This is a genomic window from Streptomyces sp. DvalAA-43, assembly GCF_900091725.1.
Classification (GTDB): domain Bacteria; phylum Actinomycetota; class Actinomycetes; order Streptomycetales; family Streptomycetaceae; genus Streptomyces; species Streptomyces pulveraceus.
The window spans coordinates 185,655-210,336 of record NZ_FMBW01000030.1; the positions used below are offsets into that span (position 1 = coordinate 185,655).

Consider the following 24,682-nt stretch of genomic DNA (forward strand, 5'->3'; position numbering starts at 1 on the left):
TCAGACGTTCTCGCCGGCGCGCGTGGTGTCGTCGGGGGCGTCCTGCGTACGACGGCGGCGGACCACGTAGAAGACTCCGCTGCCGACCACGATCGTGGCGCCGACGCCGATGACTCCGGCGAGGCCGCCGGAGATCCGGGCGTTGGAGATGTCCTTGACGCCGTAGTCGGCGAGCGGGGAGTCCTTGGCCGCGTGCTCCTCGGTCTTCTTGTCGATGCCCTGGTCGGCGGCGACCTTCTCCAGGCCGTCCGGGTTGGCGGAGGCGTAGTAGGAGACGAAGCCCGCCAGGACGAGGGCGGTGACCAGGCCGGTGGCCCAGATCCCGCGGTGGGAGCGGGCGGCGACCGGGGCGAGGGGCTGCCGGGCGGGGGCGTCGACGAGTTCGCCGTCGACGCGGAGCTTGAGCGAGGAGGTGAGTCCGCGGGCGCCGTGGACCAGGTCGGGGCGTACGGCGATGACGGCGCCGACGGTCAGCGCGGTGATCAGGGCCTCGCCGATGCCGATCAGGACGTGGACCCCGACCATCGCGGTGAAGACCTTGCCGATCGGGATGTCGGTGGTGCCGCCGGTCCAGTAGATCAGCGTGAAGACGCAGGCCGCGGCCGGTACGGAGACCAGGGCGGCGACGAAGGACGCGCCGGTCACGGAGCGGCGGGTCTTCGGCAGCGCCTTGAGCAGTCCGCGGAAGAGGGCGTACGCCACGACGGTGGTCGTGATGCCCATGTCGAGCACGTTCACGCCGAGCGCGGTGAGGCCGCCGTCGGCGAAGAGGATGCCCTGCATGAGGAGGACGACGGTCACACAGAGCACGCCCGTATACGGCCCGACCAGGATCGCGGCCAGCGCCCCGCCCAGCAGATGCCCGCTGGTGCCCGCCGCGACCGGGAAGTTCAGCATCTGCACGGCGAAGATGAACGCGGCGACGAGACCGGCGAGCGGCGCGGTGCGCTCGTCCAGCTCGCGGCGGGCACCCCGCAGGCTGACGGCGACCGCACCCGCGGCGACGACTCCGGCGGCGGCGGAGACGGGCGCGTTGATGAATCCGTCGGGTACATGCATGGAGGGGCTCCGCTTCCTGCGGTCCTGCGTTGCTGCGGACGACAGCGACGACGATGAGGATGACGATGTCGTGAACCGCTCAATGATAGGACCTTGTTGCGAACCCTTCGCAAGAGCGGATGCGTCACAACTGCTCGCCGCGCCCCTTACCGAAAATATGGGACATTGGATGGCGAAGCGGCACGTACAGGAGGAGTCGACCCATGGCCCCCGTGATCCACGAGCAGGCGGAAGCCTGGCTCGTCAACGACACCCCCGACCTTCCGGCGGTCCCGGTCGACCTGCTGTACGACGCCGACAAGGACCCCCGCACCGTCCATGTCTCCTTCCCCGGCGGCGACGACTGGGCGTTCGGCCGCGACCTGCTGGAGGGCGGGCTGCACTCCCCCACCGAGCGCGGCGGCGTCCGGGTGTGGCCCTGCGGGCGGACCCAGCTGGTCGTGGAGGTGCACTCGAAGGACGGCGTGGAGGTGGTGCAGTTCGACAGCGCACCGCTGATCCGCTTCCTGCACCGGACCCACGCCGAGGGCACCAAGCCCCCCGCGCACGCATGACGGAAGCCCCCGTGCCACTGACTCGCACGGGGGCTTCCGTCATTGCCCCGGCCCCCCGTCCCCACAGGTAACCGGCGCGTCCGGGGGCGCGCTCCGCTCGGACGCGGCCCCGGAGCCGTATGGCTCAGACCCGGGTCAGCTCGCGCTCGCCCCCGGCGTCACCGTGTCCGGTGCCGCCCTCGGGCGTCTCGCCGAGCTGCTCGCGCAGCCCCTCGCCCTCCACGTCCACATTCGGCAGGATCCGGTCCAGCCAGCGCGGCAGCGACCAGGCGCGCTTGCCGAGCAGGGCGAGGACCGCGGGCACGATCGCCATCCGGACCACGAACGCGTCGAAGAAGACGGCGATGGCGAGCGAGAAGCCGATCATCTTGACCATCTGCTCGCTGGAGCCGATGAAGCCGGCGAAGACCGCCATCATGATCACGGCCGCGGCCGTGACGACCCGGGCGCCGTGGCGGAAGCCGGTGACGATCGCCTGGCCGGGCTTCTCGCCGTGGACGTACGCCTCGCGCATCCGGGTCACGAGGAAGACCTCGTAGTCCATCGCGAGGCCGAAGACCACGCCCACCATGAAGATCGGCATCATCGACATGATCGGACCGGTCTGCTCCACCCCGAAGAGCGAGCCGAGCCAGCCCCACTGGAAGACCGCGACGACCGCGCCCAGGGCCGCGACGACCGAGAGCAGGAAGCCGAGGGCCGCCTTCAGCGGCACCAGCACGGACCGGAAGACCACCATCAGCAGCAGGAAGGCGAGCCCGACGACGAGCGCCAGGTAGGGCAGCAGCGCGTCGTTCATCTTCTGCGAGAAGTCGATGTTCATCGCGGTGGAACCGGTGACCAGGACCTCGGCGCCGGTGTCGGACTTGATGTCCTTGCCCGCGTCACGGATCGCGTGGACCACGTTCTCCGTCTCGACGGAGCTCGGCCGGTCCTTCGGGACGACGGTGATCATCGCGGCGTCGCCGGCCTTGTTGAACTGGGCCGGGGTGACGGCGACGACGCCCTTCATGCTGGAGATCTCGTCGGTGACCTGCTTGGCGGCGGTCTTGCCGTCGGAGCTGTCCGCGGTGTCGACGACGACCATCAGCGGCCCGTTGAAGCCGGGGCCGAAGCCCTCGGAGAGCAGGTCGTAGGCGCGCCGCTGGGTGGTGCTGGTGGGCTGGGAGCCCTCGTCGGGCAGGCCCATCTCCAGGGAGGCGGCCGGTACGGCGATCGTGCCGAGGCCGATGACGCCGACCAGCAGCACCCAGACCGGCTTGCGCAGCACGAACCGCGCCCAGCGGGTGCCCATGTTCGGCTTGGCCTCGGCCCCGTCCGGGGCCTCGGCGGCCCTGCGCGCCTTGCGTCCCAGGACCCGCTTCCCGGCGAAGCCCAGCAGCGCCGGGACCAGGGTGAGCGCGATGAGGACGGCGATGGCGACCGTGCCGGCCGCGGCGAAGCCCATCTTCGACAGCATCGGGATGTTCACGACGGCGAGGCCGACCAGGGCGATGACGACGGTGAGACCGGCGAAGACCACCGCGGAACCGGCCGTGCCGACGGCCCGTCCGGCCGCTTCCTCGCGCTCCCGGCCCTCGGCCAGCTCGGCGCGGTAGCGGGAGACGATGAACAGCGCGTAGTCGATGCCGACCGCGAGGCCGATCATCATCGCGAGGGTGGAGGTGGTGGAGCCCAGGTCCAGCACATTGGCCAGCGCGGTGATCGTCGAGACACCGATGCCGACCCCGATCAGGGCGGTGAGCAGCGGCAGCCCGGCGGCGATCAGCGAGCCGAAGGTGATGACCAGCACCACCGCGGCGATGGCGACGCCGATGATCTCGGTGGCCCCGGTCTCCGGCATCACCTGGAGCGCGTCACCGCCGATCTCCACGGTCATCCCGCTCTTCTGCGCCGCGTGGCCCGCGTCCTCCAGGGCGTCCCGGGTCGCGTCGGTCAGCTCCATCGAGTTGACCTTGTAGGAGACCGAGACGTACGCCGTGGAACCGTTCTTGCTGACGGCGCCCGCCGCGTACGGGTCACTGACCGAGGCGATCTGGTCCGAGCCGGACTTCAGCTCGCGGACGACCTTGTTGACCTCGGCCTTGTTCGCCGGGTCGGTCATCTTCTCGCTGCCGGGGGCCTTGAAGACGACCCGGGCGCTCGCGCCGTCGGCACTGGCTCCGGGGAAGCGCTGTTCCAGCAGGTCGAAGGCGCGCTGGGCCTCCGTGCCCGGGATCGAGAAGGAGCTGGAGGTGGCGGTGGACGCGGAGGCCGCGCCGAATCCGGCGAGCGCCAGCAGTGCCACCCATATCAGGGCGACATAGCGGCGGCGCCGGAAGGCCAGCCGTCCGAGCTTGTAGAGGAATGTGGCCACGGAGGGGTACTCCCGGGTCGGGTCGTGAGTGGAAATGGGCGTGCGGAACCAGCCCGACGACGAGAGCGGCGTGTCAGGTGGAGCTCGGGGAGGGGGCCGTGCGGACGGGGACGGACCGCGCGGGGCGGCCCGGGGGGGTCAGGCTCCGAGGGCGGGGAGGATCACGGAGTCGACGTAATCGATGAGGAACGCCTGGTCGACCGAGCGGTCCTCGACCAGCTGCCGGGCGGCGAAAGCGCCGATCAGCATGTGCGGCACGTATTTCAGCGCCGGATTGTCCGGACGCACCTCGCCCCGGTCCACGGCTCGGCGCAGCAGCAGGTCGAGACCGGTCATCTCCGGCTCGATCAGCAGGTCGCGCAGGGCCTGGTACAGATCGGGGTTCTCGTGGACGGCATGGCTCAGACCCCGCATCAGCGCGGAGTCCTTCTCCATCTGACAGTCGTCGTTGCGGCCCAGCGCGGCGTGGAAGTCGCCGCGCAACGACCCGGTGTCGATCTCTTCGAGGGAGACCGGCTTGTTGTGCCGAAGAGCCTTGACGACCAGCTCGGGCTTGCTCCCCCACTGGCGGTAGAGGGTGGCCTTGCTGGAACGGGTGCGAGCGGCGACGGCGTCCATGGTCAGGGCGTCGTAGCCGACTTCGCGGAGCAGGTCGAGCACGGCGGCGTACAGCTCGCTCTCACGCTCGGGCGTGAGCCGGGTGCGCGCCATGTGTCGACCTCCTGTTCGGATGCTCATACTTCTACTGCTCGTACGTCGCCTACCCGTACTCGCGCATCTCGTACTCGAACTTCTCTTACTCGAACTTCTCTTACTCGTACGCCAGTCAATCGAACGAAACTGTTTCGTACACATCGACGGTACCCCGCCCGTCCAGCGAAACGGAATCGTTTCGCTTGTGTTCCGCACCACAACCGGTTCCGCACCACGAGTTGCCGGGGCCCTCCCGCGCGGAAAGCATTGGAGGGTGAGTGACGACGTCGCGTATCTCCGTTTCCCGCACCTCCACGACGACCTGCTCTGCTTCGCGGCCGAGGACGACCTCTGGGTCTCCCCCCTCGCGTCCGAGGGGCAGACGCCCGGCCGGGCGTGGCGGCTGACCGTCGACCGGACCCGGGTCAGCCACCCGCGCTTCTCCCCCGACGGCAGCCGGATCGCCTACACGACCTGGCGCAGCCTCGATCCCGAGATCCATCTCGCTCCGGTCGACGGCGGCCCGGCCCGCCGGCTCACCTACTGGGGGTCGATGGACACCCGGGTCTGCGGCTGGACCCCCGATCCCCCGGACGCCTCCCAGATCCTCGCCGTGTCCTCGCACCACCAGCCGTTCTCGCACATCTCCTGGGCCTACAGCGTCCCCACCGACGGCAGCCCCGGCGGCAAGCTGCCCTGGGGCCCGGTCTCCGACATCGCGGTCGCCGACATCGACGGCGAGCGGCGCACCCTGCTGCTCACCGGCACACCGCCGCACGAACCGGCCGCCTGGAAGCGGTACCGGGGCGGCGCGACCGGCCGGCTCTGGCTGCACGGCAAGCGGCTGCTGCCGGACATCGGCGGCCACCTCGCCTCCCCGATGTTCGTCGGCGGCCGGATCGCGTTCCTCTCCGACCACGAGGGCGTCGGCAATCTGTACTCCTGCCGGCCCGACGGCACCGATCTGCGACGCCACACCGACCACGACGCCTTCTACGCCCGGCACGCCTCCAGCGACGGACACCGGGTGGTCTACCAGTGCGCGGGCGATCTGTGGCTGGTGGACGATCTGGCGTCGCCGGACGCGGTGCCCCGGAAGCTGGCGGTCCGGCTCGGCGGGCCGCGCACCGGACGACGCCCGTACCAGGTGCCCGCCGCCAGCCACGTCGACTCGCTGTCCGTGGACGAGACGGGCCGGGCCAGCGCCGTCACCGTACGCGGCAGCCTCTACTGGCTCACCCACCGCGACGGCCCCGCCCGGACCATCGCCGACACCCCCGGGGTCCGGGTCCGGCTGCCCGAGATGCTCGGCAGCGGCGGCCAGGTCGCCTATGTCACGGACGCCGACGGCGAGGACGCGATCGAGATCGCGTACCTGCCGCGCGCCAGCGGCGACCGCGCGCCGCGCCGGCTGGCCTCCGGGCGGATCGGCCGGGTGCAGGAGCTGATCGCCGCCCCGGACGGCGAACGCCTCGCCATCGCCACGAACGACGGACGGCTGCTGCTCCTGGAGACGGACGAGGAGACCTCCACCGGTGAACCCACCGAGCTGATCCGCTCCATCAACGGCCCGGTCCGCGACCTGGCGTTCTCCCCGGACGGCGCCTGGCTCACCTGGTCGCACCCCGGGATCGGCCGCTCGCTGCGCCAGATCAAGCTGGCCCGCATCCTGGGCACCGGCGCGCCCGTGATCGTCGATGTCACCAACGGCCGCTTCGAGGACGAGAACCCGGTCTTCACGGGCGACGGCCGCTATCTCGCCTTCCTCTCCTGGCGCGGCTTCGACCCGGTGTACGACGTCCACACCGGCGACCTCTCCTTCCCCCTGGGCTGCCGCCCGTACCTGGTGCCGCTCTCCTCCGCCACGCCCTCCCCGTTCGCCCTGTCCCCGGAGGGGCGCCCGGCTGCGGGCGGTCTCGACCCGGCCGACGACCTCCCCGACATCGGTACGGGCGAGGGCCCTTCCACGGTCACCGTCGAGTTCGAGGGCCTGGAGAACCGGGTGACGCCCTTCCCGGTCTCCGCGTCCAAGTACTCGGCCCTGCACCCGGTGAGCGGCGGCGGCCTGGTCTGGCTGCGCTGGCCGATCTCCGGCGCGCTCGGCGAGACCTTCGCCAACCCGTCGGACATGTCGGGCCGCCCCACCCTCGAACACTTCAACATCACCAAGGCCAGGAAGACCGAACTGGTCGGCCATCTCGACTGGTTCGCGGTCAGCGGCGACGCGACCCGGCTGGTCGTCATGGACGAGGGCGAGCTGCGCGCCGTGCCCGCCACCGAGACCGGCGACAGCGACACCACCGTCTACCTCGACCTGCGCCGCATCCTGCACGAGGTCGACCCGGCGGCGGAATGGCGGCAGGCGTACGAGGAGGGCGGCCGCATCATCCGTTCCTACTTCTGGGAGCCGGACATGTGCGGCATCGACTGGACGGGCGTGCTCGACCAGTACCGCCCACTGGTCGAACGGGTCGCCTCCCCCGACGAGTTCGCCGATCTGATGCGCGAGGTCCTGGGCGAACTGGGCACCTCGCACGCCTATGTGACCCCGGCCCGCCGCAACGAGGGCCCGCCGCACTACCAGCGGGCGATCGGCCTGCTCGGCGCGAACCTGGTGTGCCGGGACGGCGACTGGACGGTCCGGCGGATCCTGCCGGGCGACTCCTCCGACTCCAAGGCCCGCTCCCCGCTGGCCGGTACGGGCATCCGCGAGGGCGCGGTCCTCACCCATGTCGACGGCCGCCCGGTCGACCCCGTGACCGGCCCGTACCCACTCCTCACGGCGGCGGGCGGCACCACGGTCGAGCTGACCTTCCGCCCGGCCGGGGGCGAGGGGCTGGGGCGGCCGCGCCGTGTCGCGGTCGTCCCCCTGGTCGACGAACGGCCGCTGCGCTACCAGGACTGGGTGGCCAAACGCCGGGAGGTCGTACGGGAGTTGAGCGGCGGCAAGTGCGGCTATCTGCACATCCCCGACATGGGCGGATCGGGCTGGGCCCAGTTCAACCGGGACCTGCGCATGGAGGTGTCCCGCCCGGCGCTCATCGTCGACGTACGTGGCAACGCGGGCGGACACATCAGCGAGCTGGTCGTGGAGAAGCTGACCCGCACCATCCTCGGCTGGGACCTGACCCGCAACGCCCAGCCGGTCTCGTACGCCTCCAACGCCCCCCGCGGCCCGGTGGTCGCCCTGGCCGACGAGGCGACCTCCTCCGACGGCGACATGATCACCGCCGCGTTCCGCCTGCTGAAGCTCGGCCCGGTGGTGGGCCAGCGGACCTGGGGCGGCGTCGTCGGCATGACCGGCCGGACCAGGCTCGGCGACGGCACGGTGATCACGGTGCCGATGAACGCGGCCTGGTTCGACACCTACGGCTGGTCCGTCGAGAACCACGGCGTCGAACCGGACCTGGAGGCGCTGCGCACCCCCCTGGACTGGGCGGAGGGCCGGTACGCGGTACTGGACGACGCGGTACGGGTCGCCCTGGACCTCCTGGCCGCCCAGCCGGCGGCGACCCCACCGACCTACGACGACGTCCCGGACCGACGACGACCGCCGTTGCCGCCGCGTTGAGAACCGGTCCGGGCACGGCGCGGCTGCGGGAACGGGAGGAGCGGGAGCGGGAACGGCGGTGACATGCACTCGACGTACTCGGTACGGTGTGGATCTCTGGGTGCGACGGTCGTCACGACTATGGGGGCAGGTACGGGGATGGCGCATGATCCGGGTGGCTCGCCGCCACCGCTTCCCCCGCATCCCCCGCACATCCCGCCCCACGGTCCCTCGACCGGCCACGGGGCGCCGCGCTGGGCGTGGTGGGTGGTCGGCATCGTGATCCCCGTGGTCGGCCTGGTCGTCACGGTGCTCACCCAGCAACGGCCCGACGCACCGCGGGCGAAGCCTCCGTCGGGACATGCGCCGACCGCCGCTCCACCGGCAAGCACCCCCGCGGCACCGGGTGCGTCGGCCGACGAGGACACCCTCACGGACTCGCCGTCGCCCACCCCTTCGAGTACGGCCCCCACCATTCTCAGAACGGGCAACTTCGCTCTTGAGCCGGGAAGCCGCGCCGACCTTGAGCACGGCACCACCGGGAAGTCGGTGGAAAGCCCCGATGTGTCCTGGAGCGGGAACGACTACATCGCGGCGCTGAACGGGCGGGTCGCCTCCTCCCTGGAGGGGGCGACCCCCACCATCTGCGCGGACCTCATCCGTGACTACTCACACGGAATGGCACGAATGGCCCCGAGTGGCTCATGGCTCTGCATGCCGACCAGCGCGGGCCACGTGGCGGGCCTGGAGTACCTCGGCCCGGACGAGAACGGCCGACGGCAGTTCCACTACATCGTGTGGGACATGACCGCCCCTTCCGGCTGAGCCCACCGCCGCGGCCCTCGGGCAGGCCCGGGGCGCTCGTGACCGTCGCCTCGTCCCCGTCCGCGACTCCAAGTGCCCCGAAGGGCCCGTGCTCGTCCTTCCCGCGTCCGCCTGGACGCCGTTCGTCGAGTCCGTCAAGGCGTCCTGACCCCGCCGCAGCGCCCCCGGGCATACTTTTCAGCATGCCCGAGACCAAGGCCGTACCCCCCTCATGGGCCGCCGCCCTGCGGCCAGGCTCCGCGTCCCGCCCGCCGGCGCTCTCGCTCCGCGACGCCGCGCCCGCGCTGCTGGGGTACGTCGCCGTACGGATCACCGGCATCGCGATCCTCCTGATCACCGCCTCCGTCACCGGCAAGGACGGAATGCACCGGCTGTCGGGCCGCTGGGACTCGGTCTGGTACCAGCGGATCGCCGAGCACGGATACGGCTACGAGGTCCGGCTCCCGGACGGCACCCTCCACTCCGATCTGGCCTTCTTCCCGCTCCTGCCCGCGCTGGAGCGGGGGCTGTCCGCCGTGGTCCCGCCCCTCGGCGTGGCCGGTGCGGGTCTGCTGATCTCCTGGCTCGCCTCGCTCGCCGCCGCCGGTGGCATCTTCGCCGTGGGCGCGCGGCTGTACGGGCGGCGGGCGGGGGTGCTGCTGGCCGTGCTCTGGGGGGTGTACCCGACGGCGTTCGTGCAGTCCATGGCGTACACCGAGACGCTGTTCACGGCGCTGGCGGCCTGGGCGCTGTACGCCGTGCTGACCGACAGATGGATCACAGCGGGTGTGCTGTGCATCGGCGCCGGGCTCACCCGGCCGGTCGCGGCCGCGCTGATCGCGGCGATCGGTGTCACCGCGCTGTGGCGGCTGGTCACCGCGTGGCGCGGGGGTGAGCCGCTGCGGACGCACCGCCGGATGATGGCGGGTACCTGTCTGGCGCCGCTGGGCTGGCTGTCGTACATCGTCTTCGTGGCCGTGCGGGAGAGCGCCCCGTTCGCGTACTTCGACGTCCAGGCGGCCTGGAACAACCGGATCGACGGAGGAGCGGCGCTGGCCGCCTTCGTGGCGGAACAGTTCAGCCACAACGTCCTCGCGGGGCTCGGGCTGTGCGCGGCCTTCGCCTTCCTCTTCTGGGTGGTGTGGCTGTGCGTACGGCAACGGCCGCGCCAGCCGCTGCCCGTGATCGTCTACTGCGTCGTGGTGGTCGTGATCTCGCTGATCGGGTCCGGCTACTTCGGCTCCAGGCCCCGGCTGATGATGCCCGCGTTCCCGTTGCTGCTCCCGGCCGCGGTGGCCCTGGCGGGCGCCCGGCGCAGGGTGGTCCCGGCGGTGGTCGTGGGCGTGGCGGCGCTCGCGTCGGGGGTGTACGGCGCCTTCACGCTCCTGGGTTCCGGGCCTCCGTGACGCCGGTCCCGGGCCCTCCGGCGACGTGCGAGCGCGTCTCTGCCTAGGCTGGACGAGACAGAGACCACGAGACGGAACGGCACAGGGACGACATGAGCGACTGGGACACGGACCTGCTCGGCGACGGAATCACGTACGACGACATCAAGGCCGCCACCGAGCGGGCCGCCGGGCACATCCGCCCGGTCACCGTCGCACCCGTCGTCCCGGGGACGTTCCGCACGGCGTCCGGGGAGCCGTACGAGGTGTGGTTCGCGCTGGAGTACATGCAGTACACCGGCTCCTTCAAGGCGCGCGGCGCGCAGAACTTCATCCAGGCCCACCGCGAGGCGGGCACCCTGCCGGACGCGGGGGTGACCATCGCCTCCGGCGGCAACGCCGGGCTGGCCTGTGCGTGGGCCGCCCAGCAGCAGGGCGTACGGGCCACGGTGTTCCTGCCGAGCACCGCCCCCGCGGTGAAGGTGGCCAAGCTCAGTGAGTTCGGGGCGGATGTGCGGCTGGTCGGCGCGGAGTACGCCGAAGCCCTGGCCGCGTGCGAGGAGTTCGCCGCCTCGTCCGGCGCGCTGGCCGCGCACGCCTACGACCACCCGCTGATCGCCGCCGGGGCGGGCACCCTGCTGGAGGAGATCCACGCCCGGATCCCCGGTCTGGACACCGTGGTGGTCTCGGTCGGCGGCGGCGGGCTGTTCGCGGGCGTCGCCACCGCCGCCCGGCACCACGGCATCCGTACCGTCGCCGTCGAGCCGGAGAACTGCCGGTCGCTGAGCGCCGCCATCGAGGCCGGGAGGCCGGTCGACGTACCCGTCGACTCGGTCGCCGTCGACTCCCTCGGCGCCCGGCGTGCCACCGCGCTGGCCCTGCACGCCGTGCGCCAGAACGACGTCCACTCCGTCCTCGTACCGGACGGGGAGATCGTCCGCGCCCGCCAGGCGCTGTGGGACCAGCGCCGCGTCGCCGTCGAACACGCCGCCGCCACCGCGCTGGCCGCCCTCACCGCACCGGACCCCGCCTACCGGCCGGGCGCCGGCGAGCGGATCGCCGTCGTGCTGTGCGGGGCGAACACCGACCCGGGCGACCTGGTGCGCCCGGCGGCCGGAAGCTGAGACCGGGACCGCCGGTCCCTCGGTCCGGTCCGCCGCAAGGCGGCCTGAACCGCCTTGACTCGTGGGCGTAAGCGGGACGTGAGCAGAACATCAGCGGTGAACCGGAGAGTGTGAGGGTTGCGTTTCGGGCGAACAAAGGGACTCAGGATGAAGAGAATCAAGGCCGCTCTCCTCACGGCCGCCGTCGTCGCGGGTATGACAGTGGCCGCTACCCCGGCGCAGGCGGTCGACTACTGCAACATCGGTGGCGGCACCATCATCTGCGAGTACGGCGTGAGCACCACGACGCTCCCCGACGGCACGAAGCAGGAGTTCGCGATCGGCACCGACCGTGCCGTGTGGACGCGCTGGACGAAGTCCGGGGGCTGGACCTCGTGGACGTCGATGGGCGGAGAGTGGTACAGCTCGGTCGGCATCCGTACGCAGCAGGTGTACCCCTACCTCTTCGCTCTCGTCCTCAAGGGATCCGACGGCTGGCTGTGGGCCAACTGGCGTGACAGCGGCGGCAACTGGACCGGCTGGTCCCACCTTCCCGACCCGACCTGATCCGACCTGACCTGACCTGATCCGTGCCTGACGGGGAGATCGTCCGCGCCCGCCAGGCACTGCGGGACCGGCGCCGCGCGGAAGGGGCGTGCCCGGAGATCCGGGCACGCCCCTCACCGACAACGCGCGGTGTCGCGGTCACTTGCCATCAGCGGTCGCGGCGCTCGCGGAGCTCGTCCGCGGCGCCCCGGGCCTTGTCACGGCCCTGCTGCGTCGTCTTCGAGGCCCGCTCGGACGCGCCCTGCATCCGCTCCCGGCCCTCGGGCCGCATCCCCTCCCGGCCCTCGGCGCCCATCCGCTCCCGGCCTTCGGCGCCCATCCGCTCCTGGCCTGCGTCGCGGCCCTCGTCGGCCTTCTTCTTCGCCTGGTCGGCGAGCTGCTGCGCCTTGTCCTTGAACTGGTCTGCGATACCCATGCCGTTCACTCCTCGTGGGTGCTTGGGGGCGGTCCGTGAGGACCTCGTTCAGCGTCGCAGGACCCGGCACCCACCGCATGTCGATCACTTACGCTGCGTGTTCGCCGCTCTCGCGTCCTGGTCGGCGGCGCCCCCGGCACCCACGAGGCCCTTGCTCACACCGTCGAGCCGCGACCCGAACCTGCGGACCTCCCGCTGCCCGACGACCCCTATCAGCGAGGGCAGACAGCCCCGCACGGACTGCATCCCGCGCAGCCACCACTGCGCGTACACATGCGAGGACCGGCGCTCGATGCCGGCCACGATGCGGTCGACGGCGGGGCCCAGCGGATAGGTGCGGTTGGCCGGCCAGGGCAGCCGCTGCCGCAACTCCCGCATCACGTCGTCCTGGTCGGCGCCCCGCACCATGTCCGTGTCGGTCCAGGAGAGATAGCCGACGCCGACCTTCACGCCCCGGTGGCCGACCTCGGCCCGCAGGCTGTGCGCGAACGCCTCCACACCCGACTTGGACGCGCAGTACGCGGTCATCATCGGCGCCGGTGTCATCGCCGCGAGCGAGGCGATCTGGAGGAAGTAGCCGCGGCTCTCCATGAGCACCGGCAGGAAGGCCCGCCCGGTGACCGCGCCACCGATCAGATTGACCTCGATGACCCGCCGCCACGCCTCGGGGTCCGAGTCGACGAACGGCCCGCCGGAGGCGACCCCGGCGTTGGCGACGACGATGTCGATCTTCCCGAACCGCGCCTTGACCTCCTGGGCGACGCGCGCCATCGCCTCGTGGTCGGTGACGTCCGCGAACCAGTGGTCGCTCTCCGCGTGCAGCCGCTCGGAGACCTTCTTCAGCTCGTCCGGCTCCAGGCCCACCAGCGCGAGCTTCGCGCCGCGCGCCGAGAGCTTGCGGGCCAGCAGCTCGCCCACCCCGCGCGCCGCGCCGGTGACGACGACGACCTGTCCTTCGAGACTCCGCCTGTCGCTCATGCGACCTCCTCCTTCTCGGCCGTACCGTCCGTGCCCGTACTCGTGCCCGTGCCGCCCGCCGGGAGGTACGCGGTGACGAGCTCCCGGAGCTTCGCCGTGACCGCCTCCGGCGCCTCCACGGGTGTCATGTGGCCCATGCCCGTCAGCTCGGTGAGCCCCAGGCAGTCGGGCAGCGCCGCCGCGAGGGCGCGGGCACACGCGGGCGGCGTCATCCGGTCCTCCGTACCCGCGATCACGGCCGCGGGCACCCGCAACTCCCGAACGCCCGCGTCGAGATCGAGCTCCGCGAGGACACGGCCCCAGGGCGCCCTGGCGCCGCGCGGGCAGGCGTGCACGATCCGGGCGCAGGCGTCCACCCGGTCCGGGGCGGAGCCCGCTCCCATCGTGGCGTACTTGAGTATCCGCCTGGAAATCGGTGTGACCGGTCCGAGCGGGGCCCGGGAACGGAGGATCGCGCGGGTCACCCCGGTCCGGACGGCACCGGCCCCGAACGGCACCACCAGCGACTCGGCGGCCAGCCGGGAACTGCCGGTGCTGCACAGCAGTACGGCCGCCGCGTGCTCACGCAGTCCGGCCCGGCGGGCGGCGGCCATGAGCGTCATGCCGCCCATGGAGTGCCCGGCGAGCACGGCCTTCTCGCCCGGCGCGAGGGTGGCGGCCAGCACCGCTTCGAGGTCGTCGGCGAGGGCATCCGTGCTGTACCCCTCGCGGCCGACGGCGGGCGAACGGCCGTGGCCCCGCTGGTCGTAGACGACGACCCGGTGGTCCACCGCGAGGTCCCGGACCTGCGCGTCCCAGAAGCGGGTGCTGCACGTCCAGCCGTGCGCGAGGACCACCGCGGGGGCGCCGTCCCGCCCGTGCACCTCGACATGGATGCGGGCGCCGTCGGCGGAGCGCGCGGTCAGCTCACGCGTGGGGACCGGCGGGGTGGTGGCGCCCTTCAGCAGCCGGCTCATCCCATGACCTCCTCGGCGACGGCCTTCCGCGCGGCGGGGGCCTGCTTCGGGAGCCGTACGACCTCGTACTCGGAGAGATCGACCGACCGGGTGGCCTTGCGGAACTCGGCGGTGGTGCCCGGCCAGACCGTGGTGTTGCGCCCGTTGGCGTCCAGGTACCAGCTGTTGCAGCCGCCGGTGTTCCACACGGTGCGCTTCATCCGGTCCTGGACGCGGCGGTTCCAGGAGCCGACCGCCGAGGCCCGCGCGTCAAGGGCGACCCGTCCGCCCAGGACGTTCAGCTGGCGCAGGTAGTCGGCCATGTAGTTCAGCTGGGACTCGATCATGAGGATCATCGAGGAGTTCCCGAGCCCGGTGTTGGGGCCGATGATCGTCATCCAGTTGGGGAAACCGGCGGCACTGGCGCCGCGCAGCGCCTGCATGCCGTCCTTCCAGGACTCGGCGAGCGTGATGCCGTCCGCGCCCACCACGCGCTCGGCGATCGGCATGTCGGTGACGTGGAAGCCGGTCCCGAAGACGATCGCGTCGGCCTCGGTCTCCGTGCCGTCGGAGGCGACGAGCGTGGAGCCGCGCACCTCGGCCAGGCCGGAGGCGACCACGTCCACGTTGGGCTGGGCGAGCGCCGGGTAGTAGGCGCTGGAGAGCAGGATGCGCTTGCAGCCGATGCGGTACGAGGGGGTCAGCCTGGCCCGCAGCGCGGGGTCCTTGATGGCCCGCGCCATGTTGGCCTTGGCTATCTTCTCGACCATGCCGAGTTCGCCCGGGTGTTTGGTGAAGGCGCTGACCTGCAACTCCCGTATACCCCAGAGCAGTCCGCGGCGGGCGGTGCCGGTGATGGGCAGTGCGCGGTGCAGCCAGCGTTCGGCACCGCTGATCCTGCGGTCCATGCGCGGCATGACCCAGGGCGGGGTGCGCTGGAAGAGCGTCAGGCGGCCGGCCTTCGGCTGGATCGCGGGCACGATCTGGATGGCGGAGGCGCCGGTGCCGATCACGGCGACGCGCTTGCCGGTCAGGTCGGCGTCGTGGTCCCAGCGGGCCGAGTGGAAGACCTTGCCGGGGAAGCCGTCGAGACCGGGGATGTCCGGCGTCTTCGGGTCGGAGAGCGGGCCGCTCGCGGAGACGACGACATCGGCGGTGAAGGAGGCCCCGTTCGCCGTCTCGATGGTCCAGCGCAGCTCCTCGCGGTCCCAGCGCATGATCGTCACTTCATGGCCCAGCCTGAGGTGCGGGCGCAGCCCGAAGGTGTCGGCGACGTGCTCCAGATAGGCGCGGATGTGCTCCTGCCCGGAGAAGGTGCGCGGCCACTCGGGGTTGGGTGCGAACGAGAACGAGTAGAGGTGGGACGGCACGTCGCAGGCGCAGCCCGGATAGCTGTTGTCGCGCCAGGTGCCGCCGACGGAGTCCGCCCGCTCCAGGACGACGAAGTCGGTGACGCCTTCGCGGCGCAGCCGGACCGCGGCCCCGAGCCCTCCGAACCCGGACCCGATCACCGCCACTCGTACATGCTCGTGCTGGGCCATGCTGCCGCCTCCCGCGGTACGTCACACGACTCTGCCAGCAATCACTGGCATTGTTGGGAGAGTAGAGCAGCTCCGTACCGATGGGTAGGGGTACGGCGAGGGAAAGTTACCGGCGGTACAACATGCGGTCCCCGCCCTGGGGGAGGCCGGTAGGGTGCGGGGGTGGCCGAAGAACGCGAGCACCGCGAATACCGCATGGAGGAGCTGGCCAAGGAGGCCGGCATCCCCGTGCGGACCGTGCGCTTCTACCGGGAGCGCGGACTGATCTCGCCGCCCCGCCGCGAGGGACGCATCGCCTGGTACGACGACCACCATCTGGCCCGGCTGCGCACCATCACGGGCCTGCTGGAGCGCGGCCACACCCTCACCGGCATCGCCGATCTCGCCCGCACCTTCGACAGCGGCCGCGATGTCGCCGAGGTGCTGGGCCTGGGCGAGCCGACCGAGGAGACCCCGGTACGCCTCACGCCCGAGCAGCTCGCGGACTACTTCGAGGGCGAGACCAGCGCGGAGAATCTGGCCGCCGCCCTCGACCTCGGCTATCTCGCCACCGACGGCGACGAGATCGTCCACATCAGCCGTCGCCTGCTGGAGGTCTCGTCCGAGCTGGTCCGGGAAGGGGTCCCGCTCGCCACGGTGCTCGCGGCCGGCCGCCGCGTCCGCGAGCACGCCGACGCGCTCGCCGAACTCTTCGTGGGCGTCCTGGAGAACCACGGCGACGACCCCGAACCACCCCAGCTCCGGCCGCTGGCCCGCGCGGTGGTGGACGCCGAACTCTCCATGGCCCTGGACCGGCGCCTGCGCCGCGAGAACACCGACGAGCCGCCGCGGAACCCCTGCTGACAGGTGGTCGCACGGCGGCCGACGGACCGTTTTCCTTGATCGCACGCCGGGATCCTGCCCGGCCCGGACGGCCCGGCACTCCCCGCGTTCGCACGCTCTACTGTTCGAAGACCACCGTCACGGGTGCGTGATCACTCCACCGCTCGGCATGCGTCGCGGCCCGCTCGACCCAGCCCTTCACCGCGCGCCCGGCCAGCCCCGGCGTCGCCACCTGGTAGTCGATCCGCCAGCCGGTGTCGTTGTCGAAGGCCCGCCCGCGGTAGGACCACCAGGAGTACGGGCCCTCCTCCTCGGGGTGCAGGGACCGTACGACATCGACGTACCCGGCCTCGTCGAAGACCCGGGTCAGCCACTCCCGCTCCTCGGGGAGGAAGCCGGAGTTCTTCTTGTTGCCCTTCCAGTTCCTCAGGTCGGCCTCCTGGTGGGCGATGTTCCAGTCACCGCAGACCACCACCTCGCGGCCACCGGCCGCGGCCCGCTCCTTCAGGCCCTTCAGGTACGGGAGGAACGCGGCCATGAACCGCTCCTTCTCGTCCTGCTTCTCGGTGCCGACCTCGCCGGAGGGCAGATACAGGCTCGCGACCGTGACACCCGGCAGGTCGATCTCGACGTAGCGGCCACTCGCGTCGAACTCCTCGCTCCCGGCGTCCCCGAAGCCGCCGAACCCGATCTGCACGCGCTCGGGCGCACGCCGGGTGTACAGGGAGACCCCGGCCCGCCCCTTGGCGGCGGCCGGGGCGTGCACGGTGTGCCAGCCCTCGGGGTCGCGCACCTCGTCGGGCAGCTGCTGCGGCTCGGCCCGCACCTCCTGGAGACAGATCACATCGGCCTCGGTCCGGGCCAGCCACTCGACGAAGCCCTTCTTGGCGGCGGCACGGAGCCCGTTTACATTGACGGTGGTCACGGTGGTGAGCATTACGGCACGATACCGACATCCACCTGATGCATACATGTACCATTCTTCGCATGCATATCCAGCCCCGTCTCTTCGACCATCCAGACGCCGTCAGACTCAACGACCAGGTGCAGCTCGAATACGCCGAGCGCTACGGCGACGAGGGCGATGTCACACCGCTCGACCCCACGATGTTCGAGCCGCCGAACGGTCTGTACCTGCTCGCCTACGATGCGCAGGGCCGCCCCGTCGCCACCGGCGGCTGGCGCTCCCAGGAGCGGAACGACGAGGGGTACTCGGACGGCGACGCCGAGCTCAAGCGGATGTTCGTGATACCCGAGGGCCGGGGCAACGGACTGGCCCGCCGCATCCTGGCCGCCCTGGAGGACGACGCGCGGGCGGCGGGCCGGGTCCGCATGGTGCTGGAGACCGGGGACCAGCAGCCCGAGGCGATCGCACTGTACGCGTCCAGCGGGTACGCCCCGTGCGAGAAGTTCGGCCACTACCGCACGTACGACAGCAGCCGCTGCTTCGCCAAGCCGCTGCGGTAGCGGTTCCGCGCCTCCGACCCCGGCTCAGGCCCCGGCCGCGTACTTCCAGAACTCCCGCACCGACGTGGGTGGGGTCGGTCCGGTCATCTCCAGCTGGGTCAGCAGGAGGGCGACCGTGCCGGTGGCGGGCGTGAGGTGTCCCGCCGTCCCCGAGCCGCCCACCCAGCCGTAGCGCCCCGGAACGTTCCAGGGCTCGACGGCCTCGACATCGACCGAGCCGCCGTAGCCCCAGCCCTGCCCCTCCAGGAACATCGCACCGCCCTCGCGCTGCGCCCGCGTCAGGTGGTCGGTGGTCATCAGCCGCACCGACTCGGCGGACAGCAGCCGACGGCCGCCCGTCTCGGCGTGCCCCTCCGCGAGCAGCATCCGGGCGAAGGCGTACCAGTCGTCGACGGTCGAGACCAGCCCGCCGGCACCGGACGCGAACGCGGGCACGCTGCTCCACTGCCCGTCCGGGGCATCGGCCAGCTGGAGGCCGTCACCTTCCGGGGCGGCGCGATAGAGGCTGGTGAACCGGTCGGCCTCGGCGGGCGGTACGGCGAAACCGGTGTCGGCCATGCCCAGCGGCTCGAACAGCCGCTCCGCCAGGAATTCGGGCAGCGACCGGTCCGAGACCCGGGCGATCAGCACGCCGAGGATGTCGGAGCAGGTGTTGTACAGCCATGCCTCGCCCGGCTGGTGGAGCAGCGGGATCCCGGACAGCGCGGCCATCCACGCGTCCGGCGCCGCGACGTCCCGGGGTCGCAGCGCGCCCTGCTTCAGCTCGCTGAAGAGCAGCCGGACCGCGGGCAGCGAGAAGTCCGACGGAAAGCCGTACCCGGCCCGGAAGGTGAGCAGATCGGCCACGGTGATGACCCGCTCGGCGGGCACCACGTCATCGACCGGGGAGGCGGGCGTACGGACCACCATCGGCGCCGCCAGCTCCGGCAGCCACTGCCGCACCGGTTCGTCCAGCGCGATCCGGCCCTCCTCGACCAGCACCATGGCCGCCGCGGCGGTGATCGGCTTGGTCATCGAGGCGATACGGAAGATCGAGTCCCGGGCCATCGGGACCGTACCGCCCACGTCGGCGGAGCCGACCGCCGCCACCTCGACCCGGTCCCCGCGGGCCACCAGGCCCACGGCTCCCGGCGCCGCTCCGCCGCCGACATGCTTCCCCAGAAGATCGCGCAGATTGCTCATCGGTCCACCTTCTCGCTCGTGCGTCCGGAAGGAGGACCGCCGCACCGTCCCGGACTCATCGGTCCCGGGCGCACTCCCCCGACGGCTCAGCGCACCCGGCCGACCCCCACGTAGAAGCCGCTGCGCTCCCGCACCGGCGCGGGCTCCTCGCGATACCACTCCGTGGCGAAGACCAGCCCCGGCTCGACCAGCTCCAGCCCGTCGAAGAACGGCTCGACCTCGCTCCGGGTACGCATCCGCAGCGGGATCGCCCCCTTCTTGTACGCGCTCTCGGTCTCCTGCTTCAGCTCCGGGTGCTGGTCGGCCGTGCCGTGCGAGAGCACCAGGAAGCTCCCGGCGGGCAGCGCGTCGACCAGGGTGCGGGCGAGGCCGTACGGGTCCTCGTCGTCCGGCAGGAAGTGCATCAGCGCGATGAGGGAGAGCGCGATGGGCCGGTCGAAGTCGAGCAGCTCACGGGCGTGTTCGAGGATCACCCCGGGCCGGCGCACATCCGCGTGGATGTAGTCGGTGACGCCCTCCGGACTGCTGATCAGCAGCGCCTCCGCGTGCCGCAGCACGATCGGGTCGTTGTCCGCGTAGACGATCCGGGCGGACGGGACGATGCCCTGGACGACCTGGTGCAGATTGGGTTCGGTGGGGATGCCGGTGCCGATGTCGAGGAACTGGTCGACCCCGTTGCGGGCCAGCCAGGCGGAGGCCCGGTGCATGAAGGCCCGGTTCCGCGCGGCGTTGCCCCGCGCCTCCGCGGGCAGCTTCTCCGCCACCTGCTGGTCGACCGGGTAGTTGTCCTTGCCGCCCAGCAGCCAGTCGTAGACGCGGGCGGGATGGGGCTTGCTGGTGTCGATCCGGGGCTCGGGCTGGTCGACCGGCACGGGGGCGCTCCTCGCGGTACGGAGAATCCATGAGCGCGGAATCGCGGGGAATCCACGCGCGTGCGAACGCGCCCAGCGTAGGTGACGCGCTTCCCGGGGCCGATGGCAGGGCTCGTAAGATCATCGTTCCGGGGCCCGGCCTCCGGGCGCGACCCGGCGACCCTGACGCTGAGCGTTCTCACATCGATGGGGAGGCCCTGATGGATTTCCGGCTGCTCGGCAGGGTGGGCGCTGCCACCGGGGCGGAAGAGCTCCAACTGGGCCCCGTCAAGCGGCGCAGCGTGCTCGCCGCGCTGCTCCTCAAGGCCAATTCCGCCGTTCCCGTAGATCAGTTGATCGACGCGCTCTGGGACGACGCGCCGCCCACCCACGCCCGTACGGTCGTTCAGGGGCATGTGTCGCGGCTGCGGGCCCTGCTGGCCTCGGCCGGTGCCGGGGAGCACGGGGTCGGCCTGATGACCCAGGGCCCGTCGTACGTGTTCGAGGTGCCGGAGACGCTGCTCGACACCTGCCGCTTCGATCGGCTCGCCCGGCGCGGCAGGCTCCGGCAGCGGCCCGCCGACGCGGTGGCCGTCCTCGGTGAGGCGCTCGCGCTGTGGCACGGCCCGGCGCTCGACGGCACCGCCCCGAGCGCCCCGCTGCGGGCCGCCGCGCAGACGCTGGAGGAGGCCCGGCTCGACGTGGTGGAGAGCCTGGCGGTGGCCTACGAGCGGCTCGGGGACCGTGCCGGTGCGGTGGCGGTGCTCCAGGCGGAGGTGGCGGCGCACCCGCTGCGCGAGTCGCTGGCCGAGGCGTTGATCCTGGCGCTGTACCGGGCGGGGCGCCGGTCGGACGCGCTCGACCGGTACCACCGCGTCCGCTGTCTGCTCGCCGACGAACTGGGCGTCGGCCCGGGGCCGGGGCTGCGGAGCGCCTACGAGACGGCCCTGCGCGGCGGACCCGTGGGGGCGGGCGGTGCCGGTCCGGTGGACCTGCTGCCCGCGCCGGGGGCCGGTCCCGCTCCCGTACCAGGGACCGGTCTCGCTCCCGTGCCGGACGCACGGTACGGGGCGGACGCGCTGCTCCTCGCACCGGCCGGGCGGCCCCCCGCACCGGCCGGGCCCGCGCCGCGGTTGCTGCCGCGCGGGGTACGGGGGTTCCTGGGCCGGGACACGGAGCTGGCCGCGCTGGACCGGATCGCCGGAGCCGGGGACGGGGCCGTCGCGCTGGTGACCGGACCCGCCGGGGTGGGCAAGACCGCGCTCGCGCTCCAGTGGGCGCACCACAGACAGGCCCGTTACCCGGGCGGCACGCTCTTCGCCGATCTGCGCGGCTTCGGCGGCGTACCGGCCGAACCGGCCGAGACCGTAAGGGAGTTCCTGATCGCACTGGGGGTACCGGCGCGCGACCTCCCGGACTCGGCGGCGGCCGCCGCCGCGCTGTACCGCGAGCTGACCGCGAGGCGCGCACTCCTGGTCGTCCTCGACAATGTGCGCGGTACCGACCAGGTCCGCTCGCTGCTGCCCTCCGGGACCGGCTCGGCCGTCCTGGTCACCTCGCGCATCCGGCTCAGCGGGCTGATCGTCGAGGAGCTGGCCCGGCCGGTGCCGCTCGACGTCCTCGGACCCGTGCCCGCCACCGAACTGCTCGCCGCGGCGGTCGGCGAGGAGCGGGTGGCGGCCGAGCCCGAGGCGGCGGACCGGCTCGCCCGGCTCTGCGACGGCCTGCCCCTCGCGCTGCGCATCACGGCGGCGCAGCTGGCGGCCAGACCACGCTGGCGGCTCGCCGATCTGGCGGCCGAACTCGCGGACGAGCAGCGGAGGCTGGCCCTGCTCTCGCTCGACGAGGCGGAGGAGTCGGGGGTCGCGGCGGCGCTCCGCATCACGGTGCAGGGGCTGCCGCCGGAGGCGGTGCGGCTCTTCGCCCTGCTCGGGGTGGTCCCCGGACCGGATCTGGAGCGGTACGCCGCCGCCGCGCTGCTCGGCCGCGATCCCGCCGTGGCGGCCGAGGCGCTCGACCGGCTCGCGGGGGCCCATCTGGTGACCGAGTACGCCCCCGGCAGGTACTCCATGCACGATCTGGTCCGGCTGTACGCGCGCGGGCTCGGCACCGACGAAGGGGCGCTGCTGCGGCTGCTGGACAGCTACACGGCCACCGCGCTCGCCGCGTCCCTCGCCGCCGAACCGGGCGAGAAGCCCTGCTGCACCCTGCCCCGGGAGGCTCCCGCCGACGCCCCGGCACGGACGTTCGCCGACCGGCCCGCCGCCCTGCGGTGGTACGCGGTGGAGCGCGAGAACCTGGCCGCCGCGGTCACCGCCGCCCGCGCGGCGGGCCATGACGACCGGGCCTGGCGCCTGGCCGTGCTCCAGTGGCCGTACGTGGTGTGGAGCGTCCGGGACGGCTGGGCACCCCTGCTCGAACAGGCCCTGGAGGCGAGCCGGCTCCTCGACGACCCGGACGCGGAGTCCCGGGTACGGGCGCTGCTGGGCTGGGTGCTGACCCGGGAGGGGCAGCTGTCCGAGGCGCTCGCCCAGCTGGAGCTCGCGCCCGCCCTCGCCGCCCGCGCACACGCCCCGTCGAGCGAGGCGATCGCCCTGGTCAACCTGGCGGTCGCACTGGACGCGGACGGGATCACCGACACCTCGCTGCGCCATGTCACCCGCGCGGTCCGGCTCGCCCGCGAGGCGCAGGACGTACTCACCGAACTCCTCGCGCTCCAGCACCGGACGCGCCAGCTCCTGGCCCGGGGCGACATCGCGGCGGCGGAGCGCTGCACGGCGTACGCGCTGGCGCTCGACGACCACGGGGTGACGACGGGCCTGGGCGCACTGCGCAGGGCCGCCCTGCGGCTGAGCCGGAGCGAGGCGCTGCTCGCGCTGGGCGAGCGGGACGCGGCGGAGAGCTGTACCCGCCAGGCACTCGCGGAAGCCGCGAGCCAGGGCTTCCAGGAGGGCGTGAACCGGGCCAGGTCCCAACTGGAGGCCCTGGGGCGGCCGGTGGACCTCCCGGCGGCACCGGAGGGCGGCGGCCGGCCCGTACGTTCCTGACGGGTCGACCGCAAGGTACCCGGACGGCCGCAGAATGTCGCAAGGTACGCAGAGCGTCGCAAGGTACGCGGACGGCCGCAGAGTGCGCGGCCGGCCGCAGCGGCCACCAACGCCTCGCCAAGCATCGCCTAACGCGCCCCGGCCCCGGCGTTAGGCCCGCTCAGGCAGGTGCGTGGCCCACGACGGGCGCGGCGGACTCTTCCGGCGCATCGGTTACATCGACATGCGCACGGGCCACGTCGTCGTGCGCGCCGGCCACATCATCGTGCGCACCGGGCGCGGCCGGGGCCGTGAGGCCCGCGCGTTCGGCGAGTACACCGCCCTGGAAGCGGCTTCCGGCACCCAGCTCCTCCAGCAACTCCGCTATGTGCCGCCGACAGGTGCGCAGCGACATGCCCATCCGCCGGGCGATCACCTCGTCCTTGGCGCCCTCGGCCAGCAGCCCCACCAGCGCGCGGCGCATGCTGCCGCCGACCTCCTTGTAGGCGGCCTCGCTGGTGCCCCGGAACGGCGTGGCGCCGGACCAGTGCTGCTCGAAGGACCGGCAGAGGTACGCCACCACGTCGGGGTCCCTGACGAGCACCGCGCCCTCGCCCGAGCCGCCGTTCGCGCGCCGGGGCAGAAAGGCCACGGAACGGTCGAACACCACCGCCCGGTCCGGGAGTTCGGCGGACGTGCGGTACTCGGCACCGGCCGCGGTGAGCCGTTCCACGTACCCCTGGGTGGCCAGGCTGGTCCGGGCCGAGTGCTGGTAGAGGGTGCGCATCCGCACGCCCCGGCCGAGCATCGCCAGGTCCCGGTCGATGGCGTCCCGGAGATGGTGCGGGGAGCGTCCGCCGCCGGGCTGGACGGTGAACACCTCGTCCCAGCAGCGGGCCGACTCCTCGGTGAGCATCGCCGAGGCGGCCGCCAGGTCGGGCAGTACGGTGATGCCCTCCTCGCCGCTCCGCGCCCGCCGGGCGGCCCGGTACTGCGGCATCAGGGACTGCAACTCGTCGCGCACCGCCTGGATGTGCGCCGCCGCCCGCGCCAGCTCCGCCTCCCGGGGGCCGACCACCTCGGCCGCGGCGGCGTCCGGGCTGACCGGGATCAGCTGGCCGGGGTTGCCCGGGGCCGGCCTGAGCAGGCGGAGCGCCAGCAGGGCACGGCAGGCCCGCTCGACCTCCTCCGGGTCCAGGCCGAGGCCGGGCGGCACATCGGGGTGCCGTCGCCCGACGCTGCCCAGCGACAGCGCGTGCTCGAAGACCGCGACGGTCGCCGGGTCGAGGCGCGGCAGTTCGCCGCGATTTTTCCCTGTAGTCATGTTCTTCTCCGCAATGCGGCCCTGCTACTTCCGTGCCATGCAGGGTATTGCCAGCCCGGAGCGCTGGACC

General features: G+C 72.5%; 20 protein-coding genes and 1 pseudogene. 10 read left to right on the plus strand and 11 right to left on the minus strand.

Annotated elements, in window-relative coordinates; genetic code table 11:
* Positions 1-1,059 (minus strand): energy-coupling factor ABC transporter permease, encoded by a 1,059-nt coding sequence (locus tag GA0115234_RS06845; RefSeq protein ID WP_093539947.1) that lies wholly within the window; start codon positions 1,057-1,059, stop codon positions 1-3.
* A gap of 203 nt (positions 1,060-1,262) precedes the next feature.
* Here GA0115234_RS06845 and GA0115234_RS06850 point away from each other — a divergent pair, with 203 nt between their 5' ends.
* Positions 1,263-1,613, plus strand: a complete 351-nt coding sequence (locus tag GA0115234_RS06850) for an SsgA family sporulation/cell division regulator (RefSeq protein WP_093539948.1) — start codon at positions 1,263-1,265, stop codon at positions 1,611-1,613.
* Between the two features lie 124 nt (positions 1,614-1,737).
* Here GA0115234_RS06850 and GA0115234_RS06855 read toward each other — a convergent pair whose 3' ends face one another.
* Positions 1,738-3,969: an MMPL family transporter gene (locus GA0115234_RS06855; RefSeq protein ID WP_093539949.1), complete on the minus strand. Its 2,232-nt coding sequence runs from the start codon at positions 3,967-3,969 to the stop codon at positions 1,738-1,740.
* 138 nt (positions 3,970-4,107) lie between these two features.
* The gene (locus GA0115234_RS06860) at positions 4,108-4,680 is read right to left on the minus strand and encodes a TetR/AcrR family transcriptional regulator (RefSeq protein WP_093539950.1); all 573 of its coding nucleotides are present in this window, start codon (positions 4,678-4,680) and stop codon (positions 4,108-4,110) included.
* A gap of 256 nt (positions 4,681-4,936) precedes the next feature.
* Between GA0115234_RS06860 and GA0115234_RS06865 the strand changes: the two genes are divergently transcribed.
* The 6 genes and pseudogenes from GA0115234_RS06865 to GA0115234_RS06890 all read left to right on the plus strand — a co-directional run bounded on the left by GA0115234_RS06865 (position 4,937) and on the right by GA0115234_RS06890 (position 12,071).
* Positions 4,937-8,233, plus strand: coding sequence for a S41 family peptidase (locus GA0115234_RS06865; RefSeq protein WP_093539951.1), 3,297 nt, complete (start codon positions 4,937-4,939; stop codon positions 8,231-8,233).
* Between the two features lie 138 nt (positions 8,234-8,371).
* Positions 8,372-9,037, plus strand: coding sequence for a hypothetical protein (locus tag GA0115234_RS06870; RefSeq protein ID WP_141718405.1), 666 nt, complete (start codon positions 8,372-8,374; stop codon positions 9,035-9,037).
* Positions 9,038-9,104: 67 nt separating this feature from the next.
* Positions 9,105-9,185, plus strand: a pseudogene (locus tag GA0115234_RS06875) (DUF397 domain-containing protein); the annotation flags it as partial.
* 34 nt (positions 9,186-9,219) lie between these two features.
* Complete coding sequence (locus GA0115234_RS06880; RefSeq protein WP_093539953.1) at positions 9,220-10,422, plus strand: hypothetical protein; 1,203 nt, start codon at positions 9,220-9,222, stop codon at positions 10,420-10,422.
* 92 nt (positions 10,423-10,514) lie between these two features.
* Positions 10,515-11,525 carry a serine/threonine dehydratase gene (locus tag GA0115234_RS06885; protein ID WP_093539954.1) on the plus strand — a complete coding sequence of 337 codons (1,011 nt, stop codon included), beginning with the start codon at positions 10,515-10,517 and terminating at the stop codon, positions 11,523-11,525.
* A gap of 147 nt (positions 11,526-11,672) precedes the next feature.
* Positions 11,673-12,071, plus strand: a complete 399-nt coding sequence (locus GA0115234_RS06890) for a hypothetical protein (RefSeq protein ID WP_093539955.1) — start codon at positions 11,673-11,675, stop codon at positions 12,069-12,071.
* A gap of 148 nt (positions 12,072-12,219) precedes the next feature.
* Here GA0115234_RS06890 and GA0115234_RS06895 read toward each other — a convergent pair whose 3' ends face one another.
* The 4 genes from GA0115234_RS06895 to GA0115234_RS06910 all read right to left on the minus strand — a co-directional run bounded on the left by GA0115234_RS06895 (position 12,220) and on the right by GA0115234_RS06910 (position 15,940).
* Positions 12,220-12,486: a hypothetical protein gene (locus GA0115234_RS06895; protein WP_093539956.1), complete on the minus strand. Its 267-nt coding sequence runs from the start codon at positions 12,484-12,486 to the stop codon at positions 12,220-12,222.
* 84 nt (positions 12,487-12,570) lie between these two features.
* Positions 12,571-13,464, minus strand: coding sequence for an SDR family oxidoreductase (locus tag GA0115234_RS06900; RefSeq protein ID WP_093539957.1), 894 nt, complete (start codon positions 13,462-13,464; stop codon positions 12,571-12,573).
* Complete coding sequence (locus GA0115234_RS06905) at positions 13,461-14,420, minus strand: alpha/beta fold hydrolase (RefSeq protein ID WP_093539958.1); 960 nt, start codon at positions 14,418-14,420, stop codon at positions 13,461-13,463. The genes GA0115234_RS06900 and GA0115234_RS06905 overlap by 4 nt, the downstream gene beginning before the upstream one ends.
* On the minus strand, positions 14,417-15,940 hold the full coding sequence (locus GA0115234_RS06910) for a flavin-containing monooxygenase (RefSeq protein ID WP_093539959.1): 1,524 nt from the start codon (positions 15,938-15,940) through the stop codon (positions 14,417-14,419). Before GA0115234_RS06910 ends, GA0115234_RS06905 begins: the two co-directional genes overlap by 4 nt.
* Positions 15,941-16,135: 195 nt before the next feature.
* On the opposite strand from GA0115234_RS06910, the gene GA0115234_RS06915 reads away from it, so the two are divergent.
* On the plus strand, positions 16,136-16,783 hold the full coding sequence (locus tag GA0115234_RS06915; RefSeq protein ID WP_093540150.1) for a MerR family transcriptional regulator: 648 nt from the start codon (positions 16,136-16,138) through the stop codon (positions 16,781-16,783).
* Between the two features lie 97 nt (positions 16,784-16,880).
* Here GA0115234_RS06915 and GA0115234_RS06920 read toward each other — a convergent pair whose 3' ends face one another.
* Positions 16,881-17,699 carry an exodeoxyribonuclease III gene (locus tag GA0115234_RS06920; protein ID WP_093539960.1) on the minus strand — a complete coding sequence of 273 codons (819 nt, stop codon included), beginning with the start codon at positions 17,697-17,699 and terminating at the stop codon, positions 16,881-16,883.
* Positions 17,700-17,749: 50 nt separating this feature from the next.
* Between GA0115234_RS06920 and GA0115234_RS06925 the strand changes: the two genes are divergently transcribed.
* Positions 17,750-18,229 (plus strand): GNAT family N-acetyltransferase, encoded by a 480-nt coding sequence (locus tag GA0115234_RS06925; RefSeq protein ID WP_093539961.1) that lies wholly within the window; start codon positions 17,750-17,752, stop codon positions 18,227-18,229.
* Between the two features lie 24 nt (positions 18,230-18,253).
* Here the strand turns inward: GA0115234_RS06925 and GA0115234_RS06930 are convergent, their stop codons facing one another.
* Entirely contained in the window at positions 18,254-19,411 is a 1,158-nt protein-coding gene (locus GA0115234_RS06930; protein WP_093539962.1) for a serine hydrolase domain-containing protein, read from the minus strand.
* 86 nt (positions 19,412-19,497) lie between these two features.
* On the minus strand, positions 19,498-20,283 hold the full coding sequence (locus GA0115234_RS06935; RefSeq protein ID WP_093539963.1) for an SAM-dependent methyltransferase: 786 nt from the start codon (positions 20,281-20,283) through the stop codon (positions 19,498-19,500).
* A gap of 200 nt (positions 20,284-20,483) precedes the next feature.
* Here GA0115234_RS06935 and GA0115234_RS06940 point away from each other — a divergent pair, with 200 nt between their 5' ends.
* Complete coding sequence (locus tag GA0115234_RS06940) at positions 20,484-23,309, plus strand: AfsR/SARP family transcriptional regulator (protein WP_161275575.1); 2,826 nt, start codon at positions 20,484-20,486, stop codon at positions 23,307-23,309.
* 160 nt (positions 23,310-23,469) lie between these two features.
* Here GA0115234_RS06940 and GA0115234_RS06945 read toward each other — a convergent pair whose 3' ends face one another.
* Positions 23,470-24,612, minus strand: coding sequence for a hypothetical protein (locus GA0115234_RS06945; RefSeq protein ID WP_093539965.1), 1,143 nt, complete (start codon positions 24,610-24,612; stop codon positions 23,470-23,472).
* Positions 24,613-24,682 lie beyond the last annotated feature (70 nt).

Coding starts and splice junctions, on each gene's coding strand:
- GA0115234_RS06845 (WP_093539947.1), bottom strand. CDS start 1,059: ATGCATGTACCCGACGGATTCATCAACGCGCCCGTCTCCGCCGCCGCC.
- GA0115234_RS06850 (WP_093539948.1), top strand. CDS start 1,263: ATGGCCCCCGTGATCCACGAGCAGGCGGAAGCCTGGCTCGTCAACGAC.
- GA0115234_RS06860 (WP_093539950.1), bottom strand. CDS start 4,680: ATGGCGCGCACCCGGCTCACGCCCGAGCGTGAGAGCGAGCTGTACGCC.
- GA0115234_RS06870 (WP_141718405.1), top strand. CDS start 8,372: ATGGCGCATGATCCGGGTGGCTCGCCGCCACCGCTTCCCCCGCATCCC.
- GA0115234_RS06880 (WP_093539953.1), top strand. CDS start 9,220: ATGCCCGAGACCAAGGCCGTACCCCCCTCATGGGCCGCCGCCCTGCGG.
- GA0115234_RS06885 (WP_093539954.1), top strand. CDS start 10,515: ATGAGCGACTGGGACACGGACCTGCTCGGCGACGGAATCACGTACGAC.
- GA0115234_RS06890 (WP_093539955.1), top strand. CDS start 11,673: ATGAAGAGAATCAAGGCCGCTCTCCTCACGGCCGCCGTCGTCGCGGGT.
- GA0115234_RS06895 (WP_093539956.1), bottom strand. CDS start 12,486: ATGGGTATCGCAGACCAGTTCAAGGACAAGGCGCAGCAGCTCGCCGAC.
- GA0115234_RS06900 (WP_093539957.1), bottom strand. CDS start 13,464: ATGAGCGACAGGCGGAGTCTCGAAGGACAGGTCGTCGTCGTCACCGGC.
- GA0115234_RS06905 (WP_093539958.1), bottom strand. CDS start 14,420: ATGAGCCGGCTGCTGAAGGGCGCCACCACCCCGCCGGTCCCCACGCGT.
- GA0115234_RS06910 (WP_093539959.1), bottom strand. CDS start 15,940: ATGGCCCAGCACGAGCATGTACGAGTGGCGGTGATCGGGTCCGGGTTC.
- GA0115234_RS06915 (WP_093540150.1), top strand. CDS start 16,136: ATGGAGGAGCTGGCCAAGGAGGCCGGCATCCCCGTGCGGACCGTGCGC.
- GA0115234_RS06920 (WP_093539960.1), bottom strand. CDS start 17,699: ATGCTCACCACCGTGACCACCGTCAATGTAAACGGGCTCCGTGCCGCC.
- GA0115234_RS06925 (WP_093539961.1), top strand. CDS start 17,750: ATGCATATCCAGCCCCGTCTCTTCGACCATCCAGACGCCGTCAGACTC.
- GA0115234_RS06930 (WP_093539962.1), bottom strand. CDS start 19,411: ATGAGCAATCTGCGCGATCTTCTGGGGAAGCATGTCGGCGGCGGAGCG.
- GA0115234_RS06940 (WP_161275575.1), top strand. CDS start 20,484: ATGGATTTCCGGCTGCTCGGCAGGGTGGGCGCTGCCACCGGGGCGGAA.
- GA0115234_RS06945 (WP_093539965.1), bottom strand. CDS start 24,612: ATGACTACAGGGAAAAATCGCGGCGAACTGCCGCGCCTCGACCCGGCG.